The organism is Bartonella sp. AP72JLCBS, assembly GCF_042195705.1.
Taxonomy (GTDB): domain Bacteria; phylum Pseudomonadota; class Alphaproteobacteria; order Rhizobiales; family Rhizobiaceae; genus Bartonella.
This window is the reverse complement of the sequence record NZ_JBHIOU010000055.1, coordinates 1-2,039: the sequence shown is the minus strand read 5'-3', so window position 1 is coordinate 2,039 and position 2,039 is coordinate 1. Positions and strand designations below refer to the sequence as shown.

General features: G+C 37.9%; 2 protein-coding genes and 2 pseudogenes. All 4 read right to left on the bottom strand.

What is annotated here, in order from left to right; genetic code table 11:
- Positions 1 to 818, bottom strand: a pseudogene (locus ACFILO_RS09270) (DUF3987 domain-containing protein); the annotation flags it as partial.
- Between the two features lie 200 nt (positions 819 to 1,018).
- Positions 1,019 to 1,291 (bottom strand): type II toxin-antitoxin system RelE/ParE family toxin, encoded by a 273-nt coding sequence (locus ACFILO_RS09265; RefSeq protein ID WP_375678197.1) that lies wholly within the window; start codon positions 1,289 to 1,291, stop codon positions 1,019 to 1,021.
- Positions 1,288 to 1,578 (bottom strand): CopG family ribbon-helix-helix protein, encoded by a 291-nt coding sequence (locus ACFILO_RS09260; protein WP_375678196.1) that lies wholly within the window; start codon positions 1,576 to 1,578, stop codon positions 1,288 to 1,290. The genes ACFILO_RS09265 and ACFILO_RS09260 overlap by 4 nt, the downstream gene beginning before the upstream one ends.
- A 105-nt stretch (positions 1,579 to 1,683) precedes the next feature.
- A pseudogene (locus tag ACFILO_RS09255) lies at positions 1,684 to 2,039 on the bottom strand (virulence-associated protein E); the annotation flags it as partial.

Below are 2,039 nucleotides of genomic sequence, written 5' to 3'. Positions count from 1 at the left end.
GTTTGATTGTCTGTTAAATATTTCCAATCACGTTTATAAACATCCCTTGCTGTAAAAACATCGGGTAAACAATCACAACGCTCGACAATTAATTTTGCACGCTCTGCTGTTAATGTATCCCCCGCCGCATAAAGTCTTTTGGCATGACTTAACAGATAACTTGTCCAACGCAACGCTGTTGTGATGGCATAGAGTCCAATTTCTAAACGACCAGTGTCAAGAAGTTCAAAAATCAACGCAAGACTTGCTATGGTCTTTGGCATTTTTAAAAGATGCGATTGTAAGCTTTCTGAGTAACTACCTCCTTTTGCCTCTTTATGAAGATGCTCTAACCATTCATAAAACTTCACTTGTGCTTCAGCAGAAAAACGCATGATCAGCGGCTGTTCGGGAGACCCTAAGCGTTTATCACGAAAAGAACGAAAAACCCCTTCATACTTTTGCCACCCCTCTTGATTGGGCGGTCTATCAACCAATTGCCAATCTTTTGTATCATCGGGACACACCAGCATTTGAAATCATTGGAATAAACCGTCATCGTTTATTCCACGGTGTATTGCTTGAATGAGTGGAATAATTCGTGAGGGGTTGAATGCCTCCAATCATAGATAAAGTGACAGAAGGATTAAAATGGTTCCACGCTCGATACGGTCATAGGTAAATTGATCATCTTCATTAAAAGCCGTTAGATAAAAAGTACGGTCTGTTTGATATTCCTTTTTTTCCAGATTGGCTAAAAAACCAGCCAATTCATCACGCTCCATTAAGAGACCACGGGGGGTTTCTTTTAACAATTCCCCAAGCTTTTCGACTGTCACATCATTGACAATAAAGCGTCATTTACCAAGAGTATCATCATTATTTTTACGAGTAGAAACTAAGCGGTGTGCAAAGTGCATTATGCCAATCATATTCGCAATATTAGAAAAATAGTAATCTATCATTACTTACTGATACGGAGCGCAGTATTGTAGAAAATAATTTGCTTCAATTAGCAAATAAATAAAAATACAGTTGATTAAGGAAATTTTTGCTTTGTATGAAGCACACGTAAAATACGCACAACGCCATTTGAAATATCATAAATCATGATATAATTTGGATATACAATAAGTTCACGTGTATTTATAATTCGTCCTAAACGACCAAGAGTAGGAAATTTAACAAGTATTTCTACTTTTTCAGATAAAAGTTGATCAAACTTTAAGGCAGCAGAAGGATTATCTTGTGATATGTATTCACGTATCTTTTTGCGGTCAACGTGTGCTACTTGTGTCCAAGTTAGCTTCATAAAGTTGATCTATCTAGTTTACTTTGTGTTTTTAAGCGCCATTCCCTTGCTTCTGCTTCGATTTCTTCAGAAGATATTATATCACCTGCATTAGCAGAATTTATCCCTAATTGAACTTGTTCCCGAAACCATAAATCGTGTGCACTTTTTTCTTTTTGTTCTTTTACGATATCGCGCATATAATCCCGCAATAATTGCGCACCAGATCTATCACACGCCTTTGCTGCTTTAGAAAATTCATTTTTTAATACATCATCGACGCGAAAGGTAAATGTTGTCTCAGCCATTTTACGACCACTTAATGTGTTACAAAGTAGTTCTAATGTAATGTATTTTTACTATTTCTTCAATAGCTACTGTTGGAATAGATATTTTATATCTATTTTGCATTTTCATAGGGTTGAAAGAGACGCCCATAAATTAACGGGCTCTGATAACAACCCAGACAAAAGAGCCAGACCAGTTTCAATGCCCTCACAAATGACCAGATGTTTGGGATTGGCTTGACTTAAATGCACCGCGCCACCCGTTACAGATCCCAACATGGCTTTTGCTGTTTTTTGGTCTGTTTTGCAGCCATTGGCTTGTAAAAAGGTTCTATGAATGGCAAAAGAGCCAGCACCCTTAACAAAAGCAATCAACGCGGGCAGTGTAACCCCAGAGGGGTGCGAACATTTGTCGTAAAAGCGTAAATCAGGAGGCAAATCACATGTAATACCCCGCATACGTAAATAGGTTTCTGCTAAAG